At 70.2% G+C, this 17,019-nt stretch carries 15 protein-coding genes; 5 read left to right on the forward strand and 10 right to left on the reverse strand.

Annotated elements, in window-relative coordinates:
• The first annotated feature begins 171 nt into the window (after positions 1-171).
• Positions 172-1,770, forward strand: coding sequence for a gamma-glutamyltransferase family protein (locus tag ACLBWX_RS02825; RefSeq protein WP_447675573.1), 1,599 nt, complete (start codon positions 172-174; stop codon positions 1,768-1,770).
• A gap of 115 nt (positions 1,771-1,885) precedes the next feature.
• Positions 1,886-3,160, forward strand: a complete 1,275-nt coding sequence (gene oxlT / locus ACLBWX_RS02830; RefSeq protein ID WP_447675574.1) for an oxalate/formate MFS antiporter — start codon at positions 1,886-1,888, stop codon at positions 3,158-3,160.
• Positions 3,161-3,235: 75 nt separating this feature from the next.
• On the opposite strand, the gene ACLBWX_RS02835 is transcribed toward oxlT, so the two are convergent.
• The 4 genes from ACLBWX_RS02835 to dusB are packed head-to-tail and all read right to left on the reverse strand — an operon-like array spanning position 3,236 to position 7,514.
• On the reverse strand, positions 3,236-3,841 hold the full coding sequence (locus ACLBWX_RS02835) for a DUF6886 family protein (RefSeq protein WP_447675575.1): 606 nt from the start codon (positions 3,839-3,841) through the stop codon (positions 3,236-3,238).
• Positions 3,838-5,301: a nitrogen regulation protein NR(I) gene (gene ntrC / locus ACLBWX_RS02840; RefSeq protein WP_447675576.1), complete on the reverse strand. Its 1,464-nt coding sequence runs from the start codon at positions 5,299-5,301 to the stop codon at positions 3,838-3,840. Before ntrC ends, ACLBWX_RS02835 begins: the two co-directional genes overlap by 4 nt.
• Before the next feature lie 9 nt (positions 5,302-5,310).
• Entirely contained in the window at positions 5,311-6,465 is a 1,155-nt protein-coding gene (locus ACLBWX_RS02845; RefSeq protein ID WP_447675577.1) for a two-component system sensor histidine kinase NtrB, read from the reverse strand.
• A complete protein-coding gene (dusB, locus tag ACLBWX_RS02850) occupies positions 6,462-7,514 on the reverse strand; it encodes a tRNA dihydrouridine synthase DusB (RefSeq protein WP_447675578.1) in 1,053 nt (350 codons plus the stop codon). Before dusB ends, ACLBWX_RS02845 begins: the two co-directional genes overlap by 4 nt.
• Before the next feature lie 183 nt (positions 7,515-7,697).
• On the opposite strand from dusB, the gene ACLBWX_RS02855 reads away from it, so the two are divergent.
• The 3 genes from ACLBWX_RS02855 to ACLBWX_RS02865 all read left to right on the forward strand — a co-directional run bounded on the left by ACLBWX_RS02855 (position 7,698) and on the right by ACLBWX_RS02865 (position 11,545).
• The gene (locus tag ACLBWX_RS02855) at positions 7,698-8,993 is read left to right on the forward strand and encodes a bifunctional 2-C-methyl-D-erythritol 4-phosphate cytidylyltransferase/2-C-methyl-D-erythritol 2,4-cyclodiphosphate synthase (RefSeq protein WP_447675579.1); all 1,296 of its coding nucleotides are present in this window, start codon (positions 7,698-7,700) and stop codon (positions 8,991-8,993) included.
• Positions 8,990-9,493 (forward strand): CinA family protein, encoded by a 504-nt coding sequence (locus tag ACLBWX_RS02860; protein WP_447675580.1) that lies wholly within the window; start codon positions 8,990-8,992, stop codon positions 9,491-9,493. The genes ACLBWX_RS02855 and ACLBWX_RS02860 overlap by 4 nt, the downstream gene beginning before the upstream one ends.
• Before the next feature lie 264 nt (positions 9,494-9,757).
• A complete protein-coding gene (locus ACLBWX_RS02865) occupies positions 9,758-11,545 on the forward strand; it encodes an ABC transporter ATP-binding protein (RefSeq protein ID WP_447675581.1) in 1,788 nt (595 codons plus the stop codon).
• A 229-nt stretch (positions 11,546-11,774) separates the two neighbouring features.
• On the opposite strand, the gene ACLBWX_RS02870 is transcribed toward ACLBWX_RS02865, so the two are convergent.
• The 6 genes from ACLBWX_RS02870 to ACLBWX_RS02895 form a co-directional block, all read right to left on the reverse strand.
• On the reverse strand, positions 11,775-12,230 hold the full coding sequence (locus ACLBWX_RS02870) for a type II toxin-antitoxin system RatA family toxin (protein ID WP_447675582.1): 456 nt from the start codon (positions 12,228-12,230) through the stop codon (positions 11,775-11,777).
• A 7-nt stretch (positions 12,231-12,237) separates the two neighbouring features.
• A complete protein-coding gene (lipA, locus tag ACLBWX_RS02875; RefSeq protein ID WP_447675583.1) occupies positions 12,238-13,200 on the reverse strand; it encodes a lipoyl synthase in 963 nt (320 codons plus the stop codon).
• 128 nt (positions 13,201-13,328) lie between these two features.
• A complete protein-coding gene (locus tag ACLBWX_RS02880; protein ID WP_447675584.1) occupies positions 13,329-13,613 on the reverse strand; it encodes a GlsB/YeaQ/YmgE family stress response membrane protein in 285 nt (94 codons plus the stop codon).
• A 112-nt stretch (positions 13,614-13,725) separates the two neighbouring features.
• The gene (lpdA, locus tag ACLBWX_RS02885; RefSeq protein WP_447675585.1) at positions 13,726-15,165 is read right to left on the reverse strand and encodes a dihydrolipoyl dehydrogenase; all 1,440 of its coding nucleotides are present in this window, start codon (positions 15,163-15,165) and stop codon (positions 13,726-13,728) included.
• An 84-nt stretch (positions 15,166-15,249) separates the two neighbouring features.
• Positions 15,250-16,650 (reverse strand): pyruvate dehydrogenase complex dihydrolipoamide acetyltransferase, encoded by a 1,401-nt coding sequence (locus ACLBWX_RS02890; protein WP_447675586.1) that lies wholly within the window; start codon positions 16,648-16,650, stop codon positions 15,250-15,252.
• A 45-nt stretch (positions 16,651-16,695) separates the two neighbouring features.
• Complete coding sequence (locus ACLBWX_RS02895) at positions 16,696-16,977, reverse strand: DUF5076 domain-containing protein (protein WP_447675769.1); 282 nt, start codon at positions 16,975-16,977, stop codon at positions 16,696-16,698.
• Between the last annotated feature and the right edge of the window lie 42 nt (positions 16,978-17,019).

Raw genomic sequence — 17,019 nt, forward strand, 5'->3', positions numbered from 1 at the left:
TGTGGCGAAATTAATACGGATCGGGCCCGGAGCGGCGAAGGCGGGACGCGCAACGGCGGTCTAAAAGGGCGCCACCACACGTCACGGCGGACTGCTGGCGCCGGCGGCGGAACCGTTCGACGGCGCGAGAAAATACATTATCCTCCGTCTCATCCTCACCCAGAGATCAGAATGTCCAACACGCCCGTCTTCGCCTCGGCCGCCGTCGCGGCGCCCCATCGCCTCGCCGCCGAGGCCGGTCAGCACGTCCTGGCACAGGGTGGAAACGCGATCGAGGCGATGACCGCCATGGCCGCCGCCATCGCGGTGGTCTACCCGCACATGAACGGCATCGGCGGCGACGGCTTCTGGCTGGTGCGCGAGCGCGGCGGGCGGGTGCGCGGCATCGAGGCCTGCGGCCCGGCCGGCCGGAACGCCACCATCCGGCGCTACCGGGAGAAGGGCTACGAGGTTCTGCCGTCGCGTGGACCGGATGCGGCGCTCACCGTGGCGGGTGCCATCGGCGGTTGGCGCCTCGCCCTCGACCTGTCGAAGGCGCTCGGTGGCCGCCTCCCCCTGGGGACGTTGCTGGCGGACGCGATCCGCCACGCCCGCGACGGCGTCGCGGTCTCGCCCTCCGAGGCGCGCTACGTGCCGAAGGAACTCGATGCACTGCACGATCAGCCGCATTTCGCGGAGACCTTCCTCGACGGGGGAAAGCCCTTCGCGGCCGGCGCCATCCGCAAGCTGCCGGCACTGGCCGCTACCCTGGACCAGTTGGCCCATGCCGGCCTCGACGATTTCTACAAGGGTGACCTCGGGCGGGAGATCGCCGCCGATCTCGACGGGCTCGGGACGCCGGTGACCCGGGGCGACCTCGAAGCCTACGCCCCCCGCGAACGGGCGCCGCTTTCGGTCCGCCGCCGCGATGCCACGCTCTACAATTTCCCGCCGCCGACCCAGGGGATCGCCGCGCTGCTGATCCTCGGCATCTTCGACCGCCTGCAGATCGACCGGCCCGAAACCCCCGCGCATTACCATGGGCTGATCGAGGCGACGAAGCGCGCCTTCGCCATCCGCGATCGGATCGTCACCGACTACGATCGCCTGGCCGTCGATCCCGCCAGCTACCTCACCCCGGAACGGCTGGACCGCGAGGCGGCGCAGATCGACATGCGCCGGGCCGCGAGCGTCCCGCTGCGCAATCCCGGCGAGGGCGACACGGTCTGGATGGGGGCCATCGACCGCGACGGCCTCGCGGTGTCCTACATCCAGTCGATCTACTGGGAATACGGCTCCGGCATCGTCCTGCCGAAGACCGGCATCCATTGGCAGAACCGAGGCACGTCGTTCTCTCTCGACGCCAAGGCGGTGAACCCGCTGGAGCCCGGGCGGCGGCCCTTCCACACCCTGATTCCGGCGCTCGCCTGCTTCGACGACGGCCGCGTGATGTCCTACGGCAGCATGGGCGGCGACGGGCAACCGCAATTCCAGTCGCAGATCTTCGCGCGCTACGCCGATTACGGGATGGACCCGGCCGCCGCCGTCGACGCCCCGCGCCTCCTCTACGGCCGGACCTGGGGCGCCGAATCCCTCACCGTGAAGGTCGAGGACCGGTTCGATCCGGCCTGCATCGCCGCGTTGCGCAAGCTTGGCCACGAGATCGAAGAACTCGGCGGCGCCTATATCGACTCGCTCGGCCACGCTGGCATGCTGGTGCGCCACCGAAGTAACGGCTCGGTCATGGCGGTGCATGATCCCAGATCCGACGGCGGATCCGAGGGGCTGTAACTTCCGCTGGTCTTCGCCGCTGGGTTGCGGCGGAAAGACAGGCGGAGCGATGACTTGCTCTCGTCCGAATGCTGGCATCATCCTTGCGGAGGGCGACCGTCGCAAGGAGCGAATAATGGATACGACCCTCTCACGCCAACGCTGGCTGCAACTCGGCCTGGGGCTGGTCGCCATGATGGCGATCTCCAGCCCGCAATATGTCTGGACCCTCTTCACCAAACCGCTGATCGCGACGACCGGCTCGACGCTGCCGCAGATCCAATGGACCTTCACGATCCTGATCGTGCTGCAGACCTTCTTCTCGCCGGTGCAGGGCTACCTGATCGATCGCTTCAGCCCCAAGCTGATGATCGCGCTGGGCGCCGTCCTCTCCGGCCTCGGCTGGGTCCTGGCCGCGCGGGTCGACACGCTCTTGGGCGTCTACGCCACCTACGGATTGTTCTGCGGCCTCGGCACCGGCATCGTCTATGTCGGCATCATCGGCCTGATGGTGAAGTGGTTTCCCGACCGTCGCGGCTTCGCCGTCGGCGTGGTCGCCGCAGGCTACGGCATGGGCGCCATGCTGAGCACCTTCCCCATCAGCGACATGCTCGCGGCCGACGGCTATCGTCACACCCTGACGGTGTTCGGCGTCGTGCTCGGGGCGATCGGCGCCCTGGCGGCGCTGGGCCTGCGCGCGCCCCGCGCCGGCGAGGTGCTGCCGGCGCCCGCCGTCAACCTCTCGACCTGCGTACACGACACGGCCCCGAAGGCGATGCTGCGGACACCGCTGTTCTGGCTGATGTTCGCCATGATGACGATGATGTCGACGGGCGGCCTGATGGTGGTGGCGAATTTCGCATCCTTCGCCCGCGACTTCGGCGTCGCCGACGCGATCATCTTCGGCTTCGTCGCCCTGCCCTTCGCACTGACCTTCGACCGCATCACCAACGGCCTGACCCGGCCGTTCTTCGGCTGGGTCTCCGACCGGATCGGGCGCGAGAACACGATGGGGATCGCCTTCGCGGCCGAGGCGGCGGCGATCGCTCTGCTGCTCGTCTTCCGCGAAAATCCCTACGCCTTCGCGCTCCTCTCCGGCGTCGTGTTCTTTGCCTGGGGCGAGATCTTCTCGCTCTTCCCGTCGATCCTCACCGACACTTTCGGCACGAAGCACGCCACGACGAATTACGGCTTCCTCTACATGGCGCAGGGCATCGGCTCGCTGTTCGGCGGCCCGATCGCGGCCTGGATCTACGCCGTGCAGGGCTCGTGGCTGCCGGTCTTCGCGATCATCATCACCCTCGACGTGCTGACCGCGATCCTCGCCTACTTCGTGCTCAAGCCCATGCGTCGGCGCTGGCTCGGGGAAACCGAAGCCTCGGGGCTGGTGGGCAAGCCGGCCCTGGCCTGAACCTGCGAGCCTCGAGACGACCAATCGACACGCGGATGGGGAAACCCGTCCGCGTTCCGCTGTGCCGGTGCGGGATCAGGGCGGAAGGGGGATGGGCCGCGGCGGCCCACCTTCGGGCGTCACCCAATCCTGCGCGTTTCTGAGGCGGATGCCGCTCGCATGCAGGGTAGATCGCCAGACCCCCGCCAGCGGCGCCAGGCGCGGCACGAAGCGGAGCTCGACGCCTTCCGCGGCCAACGCCCCGGGCAGGTTCGGGATCGTCTCGCGGCCATCCGGAACGACCGTTTGGCGCGAGACCCAGGCGCCCGGATCGCCGGTCGGCGCGAAGGTGGCGGCTGGCATCCGGTAGCGTTCGATCGTCCGGGAGGTGACCCGGTCGGCCCAGGCTTCCTCGACATAGGCGACGGTGCGGGCCGACACGTCGCCGAACCACGTCCCACGGTCTTCCGGTGTCGTCCCGGCGTTCGGCCAGATCACGATCCGGGGGCAGTCACGCGGGAACAGGTAGAGCGGGCTGTGCGCGGCGTCGATCGCCCAGACCAGCGGACCGTTCAGCCAGGCCCGCTCCGGGCCGCGCGCGATGCCGACCCGCACGGGGCGCGGCACGAAGACCCGGATCTCCGGGTCCTCGCTGAAATGGAACAGGGGCGCCTCCGGTGCGTGCGCGTCGCGCGGGATCACCGCGCGTTGCGGAACACCTGCAGGTCGAGGTCGCGGACCTTCTTGCGCAGGGTGTTGCGGTTCACACCGAGCAGTTCGGCCGCGCGGATCTGGTTGCCGCGGGTTGCGGCCAGGGCCGCGCCGATCAGCGGTCCCTCGATCTCGCGCAGGATGCGGTGATAGAGGCCGGGCGGGGGCAGCGTGTCGCGGTAGCCACCGAAATACTCGGCGAGGTGGCGCTCCACCGCCCCCGACAGCGTCTCGGCCTCGCCGCTCGGCTTGCGCCCGCCCGACGTGCCGTTCGGCTGGCTCTGCGCCAGCGGCAGGGTGTCGAGTTCGGCCTCGATGACCGGGCCGGTGATGGTCTCCTGCGGATAGAGCGCCGCGAGGCGCCGCACGAGGTTCTCCAGCTCGCGGACGTTGCCGGGCCAGCGGTAGCGCTTCAGCCGCTCCATCGCCTCGCCGTCGAGCTGCTTGCGGCTCAAGCCCTCGCGCTCGACCAGAACGAAGAAGTGACGGATCAGGTCGGGCACGTCCTCGGAGCGTTCCCGCAGTGCCGGTAGCCGCAGCGGCACGACGTTCAGCCGGAAGAACAGGTCCTCGCGAAAGATGCCCTGCTGGATCGAGACCCGCAGGTCTTTGTTGGTGGCCGCGATGATGCGGACATTCGTCTTGATCGGCACGCGGCCGCCGACGGTGGTGTACTCGCCCTGCTGCAGCACGCGCAGGAGACGCGTCTGGGCCTCCATCGGCATGTCGCCGATCTCGTCGAGGAACAGCGTGCCCCCTTCCGCCTGCTCGAAGCGGCCGGCCGAGCGCGACAGCGCGCCGGTGAAGGCCCCCTTCTCGTGGCCGAACAGCTCGGACTCGATGAGGTCGCGCGGAATGGCGGCCATGTTCACAGGCACGAACGGGCCGGTGCGGCGGCGGCCGTAATCGTGCAGCGCCCGGGCGACCAGCTCCTTGCCGGTGCCGGATTCGCCGGTGATCATCACCGTGAGGTCGGTCGGCATCAGCCGGGCCAGGGCCCGGTAGATCTCCTGCATGGCCGGCGAGCGCCCGACGAGCGGGATGTCCTCGTTGCCCGGGTCGGCGCCGGCGGGGGCCGTGCCGCGCGGGCGGGACAGAGCGCGCCCGACGATGGCGATCAGCTCCTTCAGGTCGAAGGGCTTGGGCAGATACTCGTAGGCGCCCCGCTCGGAGGCGCGGATCGCCGTCATGAAGGTGTTCTGCGCACTCATGACGATGATCGGCAGTTCGGGGCGCACGCGCTTGATGCGCGGCAGCAGGTCGAAGACGTTCTCGTCGGGCATCACCACGTCGGTGATCACGAGGTCGCCGGCCCCCTCGGCGACCCATCGCCAGAGCGTCGCGCAGTTGCCGGTCGAGCGGACCTCGTACCCGGCCCGCGACAGCGCCTGGTTGAGGACGGTGCGGATGGCGGCGTCGTCGTCCGCGACGATGATGTGTCCGTTGGGCATGACGCGACTCTACAGCTCCGCGGACGATTCGCGCCCATCACGGGCGCTCGACATGGGGAGAAGAAGACGAAAGGTGGTCCGGCGCGGGACTGGATCGCACTCGACGATCCCACCGTGGTCGCCGATGATCTTGGCGACCAATGCAAGTCCGAGGCCGGAGCCCTGCGCCTTCGTGGTGACGAAGGGATCGAACAGGTCGGGCAGGAGGTCCGCCGAGACGCCGGGGCCGTTGTCGCGCACCGCCACCTCGATGGGCAGGCTCACCCGCTCGCGCGAGCCCGGTACCTGGAGGCGCAGACCGGTGCGGAAGGCCGTCGACAGGGTGATCTCGCCGTCGACCGCATCGGCCCCGATGGCCTCCGCGGCATTCTTCACGAGGTTCAGGATCACCTGCACGAGCTGGTCGCGATTTCCGAGCACCGGCGGCAGCGAGGGGTCGTAGGTCTCCACGAAGCGGATGTGGCGGGCAAAGCCCGACTGCGCCGAGCGCTTCACCTGGTCGAGCACCCCGTGCACGTTGACCGAGCCGCGCTCGACCGGGCGTTCGTCCCCGAACAGCTCCATGCGCTCGACGATGCGCACGATCCGGTCGGACTCGTCGCAGATCAGCCGGGTCAGGAGGCGGTCGTCCTCGTTGCCGGACTGCTCGAGGAGCTGCGCCGCCCCCCGGATCCCGGCGAGCGGGTTCTTGATCTCGTGCGCCAGCATGGCGCCGAGCGCCACCATGGAGCGGGCTGCCCCGCGGTGGGTGAGCTGGCGGTTCATCTTGTCGGCGATGGTGCGCTCCTGCAGCATCAGCACGACCGCGTCCTCGTCGTCGCCGAGCGGCGTCGCGAACACGTCGACGTTGCGCTCGAGCCCCGAGCGCGGCTGCACGAGCTCGACCCCGTACTCGCTGACGCTGGCGCGCCGCCGCCGTACCTCCGCCACCAGGGCGATGATCGGCGAGGCGAAGGGGATGATGTCCGAGAGGCGGCGCCGCTGCATCAGGCGCGCGGAATGATCGAAGAACGTCTCGCCCGCGTGGTTGACGTGCAGGATGCGATCGTCGGCGCCCACCGTCAGCACGGGCAGCGGCAGGGCGTTGATCACCGCCTCGTTGGTGGGGGCGGTGTCGGTTCGCGCGCCGCCGGTCCGGCCCGGTGTCGGCTTACCAGAACTCATGCGGCTTCCCCGATGGTCTGCGGCATCGCCCGGTCGCGCCGGTCCGTGAAGGCGCGCGCCAGGAGCGCGGTGGCGATCGCCGGGTCGGTGGTGGTCAGTAGCTGCATCCGTGCCTCCGGATCGAGGCCGCCGCCGGTCTCCGCATAGGCCGCGAGGTGCTTGCGGGCGTGGCGCACGCCCATGCGCAGGCCGTAGAGGGCGAGCAGCCCCTGGTAGTGCTCGACCGCCAGCGCCGCCATCTCGGCGCCTGTCAGCACGGACGCGGGCCGCCCGGCGAGGCCGGCCGCGAGGGCGCCGACGAGCCAGGGCCGGCCCACCGCGGCGCGCCCGACCATCAGGCCGGCGGCACCGGAGCGGGCGAGGCAGGCCCGCGCCTCCGCCAGGGTGGTGATGTCGCCGTTGGCGATCACCGGGATCGCCACCGCCTCGACCACCGCCCGGATCGCACCCCAGTCGGCCTGGTCCTTGTAGAATTGCTGCCGGGTCCGGCCGTGGACCGTCACGGCGTTCAGCCCGAGCCCCTCGGCCCGTCGGGCGAGGTCCGGTGCATTGAGGTTGGCGTGATCCCAGCCGAGGCGCATCTTCACCGTGACGGGGATGCGCACCGCGCCGCGCACGGCCGCCAGGATGCGGGTCGCTCCCTCGATGTCGCGCATCAGGGCCGAGCCCGAGGCGACGCCGGTGACGACCTTGGCCGGGCAGCCCATGTTGATGTCGACGACGTCGGCGCCGTTCGCTTCGGCGATCCGCGCCGCCTCGGCCATCGGCGCCGGCGCGCATCCGGCGAGCTGCACGATATGGGGATCGACGCCGCTCCCCTCGGCGCGCAGCTGCGCCTCCTGATCACCGCGCGCCAGCTCGGCGGCGGCCACCATCTCGGAGACGACCGCGCTCGCCCCGAGGCGGCGCGCGATGCGTCGAACGTGCAGGTCGGTGACGCCGGAGAGCGGCGCCAGGAGGACCGGCACCGGCCGGCGGCCATCGGTCGACGGCGAGTCTGCGACGGCCCCCGCCGCCCGGAGAAAGCTCAAATAATCATCAGCGCACATTGTGCTCAACAAATAGACAAAACGGCTCGCGGCGCAAGCGATTCCGTGGATTTGATTTCAGCTTCTCCCGCGCTTAAACGACAGGCCACCCCATCGGCGGGTTGCCATGGCCTTCGCATCGCGGACGCGCGGTGACGTGTCGGTGCGTGGATCCTCACACACCCGAAGCGCGGGAGCATACGCATGTCCGGCACCGCGTGGAATGCGGCAGCGGTGATTGTCGCGGCCGGCCGCGGCATTCGCATCGGCGGCGACACCCCGAAGCAGTACCGCCGTGTCGGCGGCCAGGCCGTGCTCACCCGGACCCTGACGGCGCTCGCCGCCCATCCGGGCATCGCCCGCATCCAGCCCGTGATCGCGCCGGACGCTGCCGACTTCTACCGCGCCTGCCTCGACGACCTCGACGCCGCCACCCGGGACAAGCTCGCCGAGCCGGTCCCCGGCGGGGCCACCCGCCAGCAATCGGTCCGCGCCGGGCTCGAGGCCCTCGACGGAGCCGCCGCGCCGGATCTCGTCCTCGTCCACGACGCCGCCCGCCCGCACGTGGACGTGGCCCTCATCGAGCGCGCGCTGGTCGCCGGGCGCGACCACGGCGCCGCCGTGCCGGGCATCGCCGTCACCGATACCATCAAGGTGGTGGAGGATCTCGGCGACGGTACCGGCCGGGTGCGCGAGACGCCGCAGCGCGAGGGCCTGCGCGCCGTGCAGACGCCCCAGTCCTTCGCCTACGCTCCGCTGCGCGACGCCCACCGCCGGGCGGCCGACGCCGACCTCCACGCCTTCACCGACGACGGCGCCCTGGCCGAATGGGCCGGCCTGCCCGTCGTCGTGTTCGAAGGCGACCCGCGCAACCGCAAGATCACCCAGCCGGCCGACCTGATCGAGGCCGATCGCGGCTTCTCCGGCCAAAACCCCACCGCCCTGAGCGAGGCCCATTCCATGACCACCTACATCACCCGCCTCGGCACCGGCTTCGACGTCCACGCCTTCACGGAAGGCGACCATGTCTGGCTCGGCGGCGTGAAGATCCCGGCCGACCGGGGCGTGCTCGCCCATTCGGACGGCGACGTCGCCCTTCACGCCCTGACAGACGCGCTGCTGGGGGCCATCGCCGACGGCGATATCGGGACGCATTTCCCACCGAGCGACGAGCAGTGGCGCGGCGCGGCCTCCGACCGCTTCCTGGCGCACGCGGTGGACCTGGTGCGGGCCAGGGGCGGCAAGATCGATCATCTCGACATCACGGTGCTGGCCGAGGCCCCGCGCATCGGCGCCCACCGCGAGGCGATCCGCGCCCGCATCGCCGAGATCGCCGGCGTGCCGCTGAGTTCGGTCTCGATCAAGGCCACCACCACGGAGAAGCTCGGCTTCGTCGGCCGCGCCGAAGGCCTCGCCGCGCAGGCCGCCGCCACGGTGCGGCTGCCCGAGGTGACGGCCGAGCTGAACGCCGCCGACGAGACGGCCGAGCGCCGCTCGTGATCGACGATCCCGCCCTGCTCGCCCGGGCGGAAGCGCTGGTCGCCGCCTATGCGGCGGCGGGGCTGACGCTCGCCACGGCGGAGTCCTGCACCGGCGGGCTCGTCGCCGGCCTGCTCACCGCAATTCCGGGCTCCTCCGCAGTGGTCGAGCGCGGCTTCGTCACCTACTCGAACGCAGCGAAGACCGAGAGCATCGGCGTGCCGGCCGATCTCCTCGCCGCGCACGGCGCGGTGAGCATGGCGGTGGCTCGGGCGATGGCCGAGGGCGCCCTGGCGCATGCCCGCGCCCGCGTCGCCGTTGCGATCACCGGCATCGCTGGTCCCGGCGGCGGCAGCGCGGACAAGCCGGTCGGCCTCGTCCATTTCGGACTCGCCGCGCGAGAGGCCCCCGTGCGCCACCTCGAGCGCCGGTACGGCGATCTCGGCCGCACCGAGATCCGGCGCCGAGCGGTGTGTGATGCCCTGGGCCTGCTCGAGTCGGTGCTCACGCCGACGTCTTGAAACTGACACGCTTGGCCGTCAGGTTGCGGGTCACGGCGCCGCGTTCCGCGCCGGGTTCGCCCTCGAACCGTTGGGGAGGCCGCATGACATTGGTATCGATCGCCTCTCCGGCCCGCCCGCGCGCCTCGCGCCTGCCGGCGTGACGCCGCCGCGCGCCTGAGCGCGCCGCGCTCGTCTTCTCTCCGTATCTCGTCCATCCCACCGGCAGACCGCGCGCGGCTGCCGCTCTCGGAGCCGGTGCTCGTTTCGCGCCGTGATCGCCCCATGATTCTCGACCGTCTGCACGGCGCGGAGGCCTATCGGGCCGTCCTCGCGTTCCTCGTTCGCCAATGGCGGACCCGCCTTTCGCTGCTCGCCGGCGTCGTGGCGGCGATCGTCGGCTCGACCCTGGCCGACGTGTTCCTGCCCCTGTTCGCCGGACGGCTGGTCGACGCGCTCTCGGCCGCCGACCGCGGCATGGCCCGGTGGGATGCGCTGATGGCGTTCGCGGCGATGGGCGGCCTCGGGCTCGTCACCCTGGGGCTGCGCCACGTCGCCTGGGCTCTGGTGGTGCCGCTGACCCTCTCGACCATGCAGGCCGTGGCGCAGGCGGGCTTCCACCGCGTCCAGCGCCTTTCCACGGACTGGCATGGCAACAGCTTCTCGGGCTCCACCGTGCGCAAGGTCTCGCGCGGGATGTGGGCGCTCGAAGGGTTGAACGACACGCTGCTGCTGGAACTGCTGCCGGCCTTCACGGTGCTGCTCGGCACCATGATCCTGCTCGGCCTGCAATGGCCCGTGATGGGGCTGGTGGTCGGTCTCGGCTCGCTGATTTACCTCGGCATCGTCGTGATGCTCGCCACCCGGGTCATCGCCCCTGCGGCGCAACTCTCCAACGTCTGGGATTCGCGCCTCGGCGGCGCACTCAGCGACGCCGTCGGCGCGAACGCCGTCGTGAAGGCCTTCGGCGCCGAAGCCCGCGAGGATGCGCGCCTTGCCCGCCTGCTGGGCAAGTGGAACCGGCGGACGCACCGGACCTGGATGCGGATCACCTGGAGCATCACGGCGCAGTTCGCGCTGCTCCTCGCGCTGCGCACCGCCATCGTCGGCACGGTGCTCTGGCTCTGGTGGACGGGGGCGGCGACCCCCGGCGACGTAGCCTACGTGCTCACCACCTACTTCGTGGTGCATGGCTACCTGCGGGACATCGGCGGTCATATCAACCGGGTGCAGCGGGGGGTGAACGAGATGGAGGAACTCGTCGCCCTCGAGGCCGAGCCCTACGGGGTCGCGGATCGGCCGGGCGCGACGGCGCTCGTCGCGCAAGGCGGCGACCTGCGGTTCGACCGCGTCACCTTCCACTATGCCGGGCACGCGACGCCGCTCTACCGTGATCTGTCGGTGCATATCCCGGCCGGGCAGCGGGTCGGGCTCGTCGGCCGGTCGGGCTCCGGCAAGACGACCTTCGTCAAGCTGGTGCAGCGCCTCTACGACGTGACCGGCGGCTGCGTCCGTATCGACGGGCAGGACGTCGCCGGGGTGACGCAGGCATCCCTGCGCGCGCACATCGCCATCGTTCCGCAGGAGCCGGTGCTGTTCCACCGCTCGCTGGCCGAGAACATCGCCTATGCTCGGCCCGGCGCCACGGCGGAGGAGATCGCGCATGCCGCCCGCCTCGCCAACGCGCACGACTTCATCGCCCGCCTGCCCGGGGGCTACGCCACCCTGGTGGGCGAGCGCGGCGTCAAGCTCTCGGGCGGCGAGCGCCAGCGGGTGGCGCTCGCCCGCGCCTTCCTGGCCGACGCGCCCCTCCTGATCCTCGACGAGGCCACCTCCAGCCTCGACTCGGAATCGGAGGCGCTGATCCAGGAGGCGATGGAGCGGCTGATGCGCGGGCGTACCGCCATCCTCATCGCGCACCGGCTCTCCACCGTGCGGGCCCTCGACCGGATCCTCGTCTTCGACGCTGGCCGCATCGTCGAGGACGGCACCCACGCGGACCTGGTCGCCCGGCCGGAGGGGCGTTACCGCGCCCTGTTCGAGCGCCAGGCCGGCGGGGTGGTCGAGGCGTGAGGCGCGGAGATGTGGTCGGAAGCGGTCGCGCCATGAGTGACCCGTTCGCGATCCATCGCCGCAACGGCGTTCGAGCTCGGCGCGGCTCTCGTTCCCCTTGCGGGGAGAGGGACGCGCCCCGACTCCGAGAGGGCAGATGGTTCGAAATCCGGAGCCCGGAGCAGAGCGGCCCGCCCCGTCACGCGCCCCGTGTCGGAAAGGAGGTCGCGCAGGTTGCGCGCCCCGCCCCTCAGGCCGCGCCGTAGACCCGGTTCGCCCGCGCCTCGAAGGCGTCGGTGAACTTGCGGAAGGCGCGGTCGAACATCGTGCCCATGAGCATCCCGAGCGTCCGGCTCTTGAACTCGTAGGTGATGAAGAAGTCGACCGTGCAGCCGCCGCCCTCGGCCTCCTTGAAGCCCCAGCGGTTCTCGAGGTGGCGGAACGGACCGTCGATGTACTCGGCGACGATGCGCAGGGTCTGCGGATCGAGGGTGACGCGGGTGGTGAAGCGCTCGCGGATCGCCTTGTACCCGACCCCCATCTCGGCCACGAGCACCTCCGTGTCGTCCGCCCCCGGCTGGCGCCGCAGCACGCGCAGGGATTCGCAGAGAGGCAGGAAGTCCGGGTAGCGCTCCACGTCGGCCACGAGGTCGTACATCTGGCGCGGTGAGTGCCGCACCGCGCGTGTGATCCGAAATGAGGGCATCGAGACTCTAAGCGTTGGCGATTCGGGCGAGACGAGCCGCCTTCAGCTTTGCGAAATCCTCACCGGCGTGGTGGGAGGAGCGGGTCAGGGGCGTCGCCGAGACGAGGAGGAAGCCCTTGGTGTAGGCGGTGGTCTCCAGACCCTTGAATTCGTCCGGCGGCACGAAGCGCACCACCTCGTGGTGCTTCTTCGTCGGCTGCAGGTACTGGCCGATGGTGAGGAAGTCGACATCGGCCGAACGCAGGTCGTCCATGAGCTGCACGACCTCGTTCCGCTCTTCGCCGAGGCCGACCATGATGCCGGACTTGGTGAAGACGGTCGGATCGAGTTCCTTCACGCGCTGGAGCAGGCGCACGGAGTGGAAGTAGCGCGCACCGGGGCGGACCGTGAGGTAATTGCCCGGCACGGTCTCCATGTTGTGGTTGAATACGTCGGGACGGGCCGCGACCACGACCTCGAGGGCGCCGGATTTGCGCAGGAAGTCGGGGGTCAGCACCTCGATGGTGGTGGCGGGGCTGCGCGCCCGGATCGCCCGGATGGTGCGGGCGAAGTGCTCGGCGCCGCCGTCGGCGAGGTCGTCCCGGTCCACCGAGGTGATGACCACGTGGTGCAGGCCGAGCTTGGCCACCGAATCCGCGACCTTGTCCGGCTCCGACGGATCAAGACCCTCCGGCAGGCCGGTGCGCACGTTGCAGAAGGCGCAGGCCCGCGTGCAGGTGTCGCCCATGATCATGAAGGTGGCGTGCTTCTTCTCCCAGCACTCGCCGATATTGGGGCAGCCGGCCTCCTCGCAGACCGTGACGAGGCCGTGCTCGTGGACGATCTTGCGGGTGTCCTCCCAGCCCTTCGATCCGGGTGCCTTCACGCGGATCCAGTCGGGCTTGCGCTGGATCGGCTTGTCGGGCCGGTGCGCCTTTTCGGGGTGGCGCGGGCGCTGATCGTTGCGAAGCAGGTCGAGGACGACGGCCATGACAATCCACGGGATTCGCCCGCGACAGGCCGGCGTATCCTCCGACTTAAGCCGTGACGCCCCCGACCGCAAACCCGCCGCGACGGGATGGCGCGACAGGGTCCCGGGTTCGTCAGGCGCCCTGCGGATCAGTACCGGCGCCCGGCAATCGCCCGATAGATCGTGATGATGATGACGGCCCCGACCGTCGCCGAGAGCAGATTGCGCCAGAACCCGAAGACCGGGATGTGCAGCTTCTGGGCGAGGTAGTTGCCGAGCAGGCCCCCGAGGATGCCCATCACGATGTTGGCGATGAGGCCCATGTTCGCCGCCGTGAACCGCTCGGCGAGCCATCCCGCCAGCGCCCCGATCACGATCGCCATGATCAGGCCGACGCCGGGCTGACCCAGGGCGCCGTAGACGTGTCCATCCATCCCGCGTGTTCCTCTCTACGGTGCTCGACCCGTGGTCGGGCGGCGCTCAGATGTCCCGAGCGGCGCGGGTTTCAAGCGGAGCGGTGTACGTCGCATCGGGGACGACACCGGATCAGGTGTGGATCACGCGTCCATACGCATCCAGCACGCTCTCGTGCATCATCTCGCTCAGCGTCGGGTGCGGGAAGACCGTGTGCATCAGGTCTTCCTCGGTGGTCTCCAGGTTCATGGCCACGACGTAGCCCTGGATCAGCTCGGTGACTTCGGCGCCGACCATGTGGGCGCCGAGCAACTGGCCGGTCTTGGCGTCGAAGACGGTCTTCACGAGGCCGTCCGGCTCGCCGAGCGCGATGGCCTTGCCGTTGCCCGCGAAGGGGAAGCGGCCGACCTTCACGGCGAAGCCCTGCTCCTTGGCCTTGGCTTCGGTCAGGCCCACGGAGGCGATCTGCGGCTGGCAATAGGTGCAGCCGGGGATCCTGGCCTTGTCCATGGCGTGGGTGTGCAGGCCCTTGATCGTCTCCACGCAGAGCACGCCCTCGTGCTCGGCCTTGTGGGCGAGCATGGGCGGGCCGGCGACGTCGCCGATGGCATAGATCCCCGGCACGTTGGTGCGGCCGAGGCCGTCCGTGACCACGGTCCCGCGTTCGATGGCGACGCCGAGCGACTCGAGGCCGATGCCCTCGATGTTGCCGACGACGCCCACCGCCGAGATCAGCTTCTCGGCACTCAGCTGCTGGGACTTGCCGTCCCCGGTCTCGATCGTCGCCGTGACGGCCGCGGCGGATTTCTCCACCTTCGTCACCTTGGCGCCGGTGAGGATCTTGATGCCCTGCTTCTCGAAGCGCTTGCGGGCGAGCCCCGCGATCTCGGCATCCTCGACGGGCAGGATCTGCGGCAGGAGCTCGATCACCGTCACCTCGGCGCCCATGGTGCGGTAGAACGAGGCGAACTCGATGCCGATGGCGCCCGAGCCCATGACGAGCAGGCTCTTGGGCATCGTCTCCGGCACCATGGCCTCGTAGTAGGTCCAGATCTGCCGTCTGTCGGGCTCGATGCCCGGGATCGCGCGGGGCCGCGCGCCGGTGGCGACGATGATGTGCTTGGCGGAATACGAGCCCGCCGCCAGGGCGCCCTTCGGAGCCGGCGCGCGGGTGCTCTCCTTCACCGTGACCTGACCCGGCTGGTTGCCCTTGGCCGCGGCCGTGACCGTGGCCTCCCCCCAGATCACGTCGACCTTGTTCTTCTTCAGGAGCATGCCGACGCCGCCGTTGAGCCGGGTCGAGACCCCGCGCGAGCGCTTGACGATGGCGGCCGTGTCGAACCCGACCTCTTTCGCCGACAGGCCGTAATCGGAGGCGTGCTGCATGTAGTGATAGATCTCGGCCGAGCGGAGCAGCGCCTTGGTGGGGATGCAGCCCCAGTTCAGGCAGATGCCGCCGAGATGCTCGCGGTCCACCACCGCTGTCTTGAAGCCGAGCTGCGCCGCCCGGATCGCCGCCACGTAGCCGCCCGGGCCGGCGCCGATGATGAGGATGTCATAGGTGTCGGCCATGTGAAGGCTCCTGCTCCCCTCTCCCCCATGGGAAGGGGCCGGGGTGGGTGATTGCCGGCTCGAGGACGGGTTAGTGGGCTCCGGTCACACCAGCATCCCCATCGGGTTCTCGATCAGCGCCTTGAACGCCGAAATCAGCTCGGCGCCGAGCGCCCCGTCGAGCACCCGGTGATCGCAGGAGAGGGTCGCGGTCATCACCTGGGCGACAGCCGGGGCGCCGTCGCGGACCACGATGCGCTTCTCGCCCGCGCCCACCGCCAGAATCGAGGATTGCGGCGGGTTGATCACCGCCGTGAAGTGCTTGATGCCGAACATGCCGAGGTTCGAGACCGAGGTTACGCCGCCCTGGTACTCCTCGGGCTTCAGCTTCTTGGCCCGCGCGCGGGCGGCGAAGTCCTTCATCTCGTTGGAGATGGTGGAGAGCGTCTTCTGGTCGGCCCGGCGGATCACCGGGGTGTACAGGCCGCCGTCGATGGCCACCGCGACGCCGACCTCGGCGTTGTTGAAGCGCAGGATCCGGTCCTCGGCCCAGACGGCGTTGGCGGTCGGCACCCGCATCAGGGCGAGGCCCATCGCCTTGATGACGAAGTCGTTCACCGAAAGCTTGAACAGCGGCTTGCCGTCCTTGGTCGTGCCGGCACTCTTGTTGAGCTGCTCGCGAAGGGACATGAGCGCGTCGAGTTCGCAATCCACCGTGAGGTAGAAGTGCGGGGCGACCTGCATCGCTTCGGTGAGGCGCTTGGCGATGGTCTTGCGCATGCCGTCGAGGGGCACCTCCTCGAAGCTGTCCTTCGCGTAGAAGCCGCGGACCTGATCCGTGGTCAGGCCAGCGGGGGCCGCCGCCTTGGCGGGCGCTGCCTGTGCGGGGGCCGCCTTCGGCGCCTCGGCGGGCTCCGGCGCGGCGGCCGGGGCCGCCTTGCCCGTGCCGGCGGCGAGCGCCGCGCGGATATCGCGCTCGATCACCCGGCCGCGAGGGCCGGAGCCCGTCACGGCGGCGAGGTCGACACCCTCCTGCTTGGCGATGCGGCGGGCCAGCGGCGAGGCGAAGACGCGCTCACCCTCGGCCGCGGGCGCGGGCGCACCCAGGTCACCGGCGGGCTTGGCGCCGTCCGGCGCCTCGTCGACCCGGGCATAGGACATCGTCCCGCCACCGGGGGTGGCGTTCTGGCTCGGAGCCTCGGCCTTGGCTTCCGCCTTCGGCGCCTCGGCGCCGCCGGGGACCTGCACACTGGCCGGATCCTCGCCGTCCGCCGCGATGATGGCGATGAGGTCGTTCACCGGCACGTCGGCGGTGCCCTCGGCCACCAGGATCTTGGCGAGCACGCCTTCGTCGATGGCCTCGACTTCCATCGTCGCCTTGTCGGTCTCGATCTCGGCGAGCACATCACCGGATTTCACCGCGTCCCCCTCCTTCTTCAACCACTTGGCGAGGTTGCCCTTCTCCATCGTGGGCGAGAGGGCGGGCATCAGGACGTTGATCGGCATGGGGGAAATCCTGATCGTCAGCGGGCGGTGTCGGGGGAGCGGCGGTCAGTTCAGAATCGGTGCGTCCGGGTCGAGGCTCTCGGCCTCGAAGCCGGCGCTGATGCGCGCGAAGGCTTCGTCCTCGGAGATCTCGGTCTCCAGCGCGTAGACCCGTGCCGCCTGGCGGGCCAAGTCCGCCAGCAGGCGGCCCCAGGTGGCCGGATCGTCGAAGGAGCGGCGCAGAGCGATGCTCACGGCGCCGTCGACCACGCTGGCGCGCAGCACCTCGATGCCACCGTTCTCGATGGCATCCGGCGGGGCGGAGAGTTCTTCGAATGTGTCGGTCATCATCTCGTCTCCGGTCTCTCCCCGGCACGGGGCGAGTAGGAG

Source organism: Methylobacterium sp. M6A4_1b, from assembly GCF_053345175.1.